The sequence below is a fragment of the Methanobrevibacter curvatus genome, assembly GCF_001639295.1.
Classification (GTDB): domain Archaea; phylum Methanobacteriota; class Methanobacteria; order Methanobacteriales; family Methanobacteriaceae; genus Methanoflexus; species Methanoflexus curvatus.
This window is the reverse complement of sequence record NZ_LWMV01000029.1, coordinates 1-4,954: the sequence shown is the minus strand read 5'-3', so window position 1 is coordinate 4,954 and position 4,954 is coordinate 1. Positions and strand designations below refer to the sequence as shown.

The following is a 4,954-nucleotide window of genomic DNA, read 5'->3' as shown; positions in this document are numbered from 1 at the left end:
CTTGTTTTTCTATTTGTTCTAGTGCTTCATTTATCATGTAGTTAATTGAGCTTTTATTGCTTTGTTTAAATTCAATTATTATTACATAATCGTCTTCTTCTATTATTAGGTCTGCATTTCCTTTGTAACTGTGAACTTCACTGTGTACATGTATTTTTGCAGTGTATAATAACATGAATACAAGTGTATGATAATATCTTTCGTCTTTTCCTCTTAAGTCATTAGGTATTGGTGATAAGTAGTCTCCTAGTGTTTCTTTAATTTTTGTGCAATTTCCATCGATAGTGTATTTTAAGAGCTTATTTGCATAATCTAAAATGTCATATAGGGGTATTTTAGAATATTGGCTAATTAGATTTTCAAATAAAGCTGATTTTACTTCATAATTTGGGAGTTTTAAATAATAAAACTTTTCATCTTCTTTTGCTTCAATCTTGTCTACTGTAAGATATCCTGTTTGGAATAGTAATATTTCATCTTTTATGTTAGAAGTAGTTGGATTTTTAAGTTCATTATCTGTAACTATATTTGGTTCTGCAATGGATTTAAGAGCATATTTGTTTAATGGATAATCAACTAATACATTTGGTGTTCCTGTATTAAACCAATTTTTAGAAAATTCTCCATGCTTGAAGCATAATAAAGTAGAAAATGGATTATAGACTTTTTCTCTACCATTCCAACTATAACCATTATAAAAATCTTTAATTTTTTCAATAATCTCTTTATCAGAAGTATTAAATTTAGTGGATAGTTTTTTTATGTATTCTGGGAAATTATTCTCTAATTCTTCTTGAGTGTATCCACATATTGAGTTAAACTTATCAATAAAAGTTAAATCATCTACATTATTTAATTTTGAAAATACAGACACTTTGGCGAATTTAGATACACCAGTTATAAATATAAATCTGATATAGTGATCATTTTTTTTTAAAACTTCATAGAAACTTCCTAATTTTGATTGAACTTCATCTAGATTCTTGTTTTGAAGATTTGAAATAATTGGTTTGTCATATTCATCAATTAAAACAACTACTTTTTTGTTTGTTTTTTTGGAGATTTCGCTTATTAAATCTGTGAATCTTTCATCTAAGGATTCACTGTATATTTTTACTTGAAAATCTCTAGCTATTCTATTAATAATGTCTTTAAGTTTGTTTTCTAAATCATTTAATGAGTCATAAGTTCCTCCAGCTAAATCTATATGTATTACTGGGTAACTTTCTTCCCAATTCCATTTATCGTAGATATACAACCTTTCAAAAAGCTTTTTGTTTCCTTCAAATACTTCTTTTAAAGTACTGATAAGTAATGATTTTCCAAATCGTCTTGGCCGTGATAGAAAATTTATATCTCCACTTTTTATCATTTCATGTATGTACTTTGTTTTATCCACATATAAATAATCGTTTTCTCTTATTGTAGCGAAGTCTTGTCTGCCTACAGGTAATTTTTGCATAAATTTCATGCCCCATTTTCATTTATATAATATAATAACTATGTTTTTGATTCTTTATATATTTTTTGAATGATTTAAAATAAAGCAATTTAAAATAAGTTTTTGAAAAAGTTCTTGGTAACACCACTGTAAATATAAGAAAAATTATTCTTTGATTAATTTACATCCTATTTCACTATCTTTAAATGCAATGGCTCCTTTTATGATTTTTTTGTTTTTGTATTGTCTTGAGTACTCTTGTTTTTCTATTTGTTCTAGTGCTTCATTTATCATGTAGTTAATTGAGCTTTTACTGCTTTGTTTAAATTCAATTATTATTACATAATCATCTTCTTCTATTATTATGTCTGCATTTCCTTTGTAACTGCGAACTTCACTATGTACATGTATTTTTGCAGTGTATAGTAACATGAATATTAGTGTATGATAATATTTTTCATCTTGACCTCTTAAATCATTAGGTATTGGTGATAGGTAGTCTCCTAGTGTTTCTTTAATTTTTGCACAATTTCCATCGATAGTGTATTTTACGAGTCTATTTGCATAATCTAAAATATCATTATAGGAAATTTTAGAGTATTGAGCTGTGAGATTTTCATAAAGAGCAGTTTCAACCTCAAAGTTGGGAATTTTCAAGTCATAAAATTCTCCACGTTCAGCAATTTCTATATTGTCTACAGTTAAGTATCCTGTTTGAAATAAAAGTACTTCTTCTTTAATATTTTCAGTAGTTGAATTTTTAAGTTCATTGTATGTAACTCTACTTGGCTCTGCAATAGATTTAAGGCTATAAGTACCCATAGGATAATCAGCCAAAACATGTGGAGTACCTGTGTTAAACCACTCTTCCCCAAATTTGCAATGTTTAAAACACAAGAGTGTAGAGTAAGGATTGTATATTTTTTCTTTACCATTCCAACTGTAGCCATTATAAAATGATTTAAGCTTATCTAATGTATCCAAATAGGACATTTGAAATTTGTCTGCAAGGTGTTGAATAAATGGGTGGAAATTATCTTCTAATTCTTTTTGAGTGTATCCACATATTGAGTTAAATTCGTCAATAAGTGTTAAATCATCTACACTATTCAATTTTGAAAACACAGACACCTGAGCAAACTTAGATACTCCAGTTAAAAAGATAAATTTAATATATTGATCATTTGCTTTTAAAATTTCATAGAAACTTCCTAATTTAGATTGAATTTCTTCTAGGTTTTTATTCTGGAGATTTGAAATAATTGGCTTATCATATTCATCAATTAAAACAACCACTTTTTTATTTGTTTTTTTAGAAATTTCATTTATTAAATCTGTGAATTTTTCATCTAATGATTCACTGAATAGATTTACTTGAAAATTTCTAGCTATTCTGTTGATAATATCTTTAAGTTTATTTTCTAAATCATTTAAGCTATTATAGCTTCCTCCAGCTAAATCTATATGGATTACGGGGTAGTTTTCTTCCCAATTCCATTTATCATAAATATATAATCCTTCAAATAGCTTTTTATTTCCTTCAAATAATTCTTTTAGTGTGCTGACTAGCAATGACTTTCCAAATCGTCTTGGTCGTGAGAGAAAATTAATTCTGCCATTTTTAGTTAATTTAAGGATATCTTTTGTTTTATCCACATATAGGTAATTATTTTCTCTTAAAACTGAAAATGATTGTGTTCCAGTAGGTAATTCTTGCATAATTTTACCTCTTATTTATATTATTTAATAAATATGTTTTTGGTTCTTTATATATTTTTTGGGGGATTTAAAATAGGTGATGTCAAAAACTTTGGTTTTAGGAAAAAACCATGAGTTTATGTTGAAAAACATTGGAGGTATCAAATACAAATAATCTCTGTGAAAACATATTTGAAGCAACAAATTACAATATATTACTTCTAGAACTAAGACTATTAAATGTATTGATCCTCGTTGCAGGTTGAAAGAAAGAAAATGGAATGAGAAAAAATTGAAAAAAATCAGCGAAGTTTTTGACAATTCATTATATTTAGAAATTATTTATATGAGAATTTATATAAATATAACTTTAAACTTTAATTATTTACAATTACTAATTTTAATAATTTATTAATTATACATATTAATTTTTTTAACAATATTTAAATTCTATTTTTATAATTTATATTTTTATAGTTTTTATTTTTGCAGTTTGTATTTTTATAATGTTAAGATTTAAATTTAGGTGAATTATTGATGGATAAAGAGAGATTACTTAGAACATTTGCGAATTTGGTTTCAATTGATAATCCTCCTTTGTTAGAAAGGAATGTAGCAGATTATATTAGGTTTCATCTTAGTGAATTAGGCTTAGAAGTTTGTGAAGATTATGTGGGGGATGAAATTGGTGGAAACTGTGGGAATTTGTATGGATTCTTTTCTGGTGATAAATCACTGGACCCTATTTTATTTTCTCTCCATATGGATACTGTTGAACCATGTATTGGGAAAAAAGCAATTTTTCATGATGATGGAACCATAAGCTCTGATGGGACAACCGTATTAGGGGCTGACGATTTAACTGGTGTAGCAGCTGTTATTGAAGCCATTACATTTATAAAAGAAAATAATTTAGATCACAGACCAATAGAACTTTTATTCTTCGTTGCAGAAGAAATATATGGTCTTGGTTCTAAATATTTTGATTATTCTTTATTAAAATCAAAAGAAGCTTACACTCTTGATTTATCTGGACCAATAGGTTATGCAGCATACAAAGCACCTACACTTATTACTTTTGAAATTGTAGTTAAAGGAAAGGGTGGTCATGCAAGTTTTAAGTTAAAAAATACTGTTCATCCAATAGCTATTGTATCTGAAGCCATTAATAAGATTAAAATAGGAAATATTGATGGAGAGTCTACACTGAATATAGGAATTATTGAAGGTGGATTTGGTACCAATATTATTCCAAGTTCTTGTACTGTTAAAGGAGAAGTAAGAAGTTTTACCAATGAAAAGGCCATTGAATTAGTTGAAAAGAATATAGCTGTTTTTTCAAAGACTGCAAGTAAATATGGTGGGGAAATTGAAAGTGATTTTCAAATTAGAATTGAAAGTTATGAAACACCATTAGACCATTCTGTTGTTAAAAGATTTAAAAATGCATGTAAATCTATTGACCTTATTCCGAATTTACTTCCAACTTTAGGAGGAAGTGATAACAACAACATTCAAAAAAATGGCATATATGGTTTGGTTTTATCCTCAGCAATGAACAATCCTCATTCCTATGAGGAGTTTACAAATGTAAAAGAACTTGAAAACATCACTAAACTTGTTATTCAATTAATGACAAGTAAGGATTAGCTATTTTATCAAGTTATTAATTTTATTTATTTCATCTATTAAAATTTTATTAAGTTTTATAAATTCATTTATTTTTTTACTTAAAATTTTATTAATTTTTTTAATATTAAAATTATTTTTAAATTAAAAGTATTTTTAAATTAAAATTATTTTTTAATATTATTT

General features: G+C 26.5%; 3 protein-coding genes. 1 reads left to right on the top strand and 2 read right to left on the bottom strand.

The window, feature by feature from the left end; genetic code table 11:
- Both MBCUR_RS00985 and MBCUR_RS00980 read right to left on the bottom strand, forming a co-directional pair.
- Positions 1 to 1,462: ATP-binding protein (locus tag MBCUR_RS00985; RefSeq protein WP_067089112.1), on the bottom strand; the 1,462-nt coding region annotated here is incomplete at its 3' end.
- 144 nt (positions 1,463 to 1,606) lie between these two features.
- A complete protein-coding gene (locus MBCUR_RS00980; protein ID WP_067089110.1) occupies positions 1,607 to 3,160 on the bottom strand; it encodes an ATP-binding protein in 1,554 nt (517 codons plus the stop codon).
- Between the two features lie 516 nt (positions 3,161 to 3,676).
- On the opposite strand from MBCUR_RS00980, the gene MBCUR_RS00975 reads away from it, so the two are divergent.
- Positions 3,677 to 4,789, top strand: coding sequence for a M20/M25/M40 family metallo-hydrolase (locus tag MBCUR_RS00975; protein WP_067089107.1), 1,113 nt, complete (start codon positions 3,677 to 3,679; stop codon positions 4,787 to 4,789).
- The last annotated feature ends 165 nt before the right edge of the window (positions 4,790 to 4,954 follow it).

What these genes read in the sequence shown, in the direction of transcription:
- MBCUR_RS00980 (WP_067089110.1), bottom strand. Translation starts at nt 3,160, where the DNA reads ATGCAAGAATTACCTACTGGAACACAATCATTTTCAGTTTTAAGAGAA.
- MBCUR_RS00975 (WP_067089107.1), top strand. Translation starts at nt 3,677, where the DNA reads ATGGATAAAGAGAGATTACTTAGAACATTTGCGAATTTGGTTTCAATT.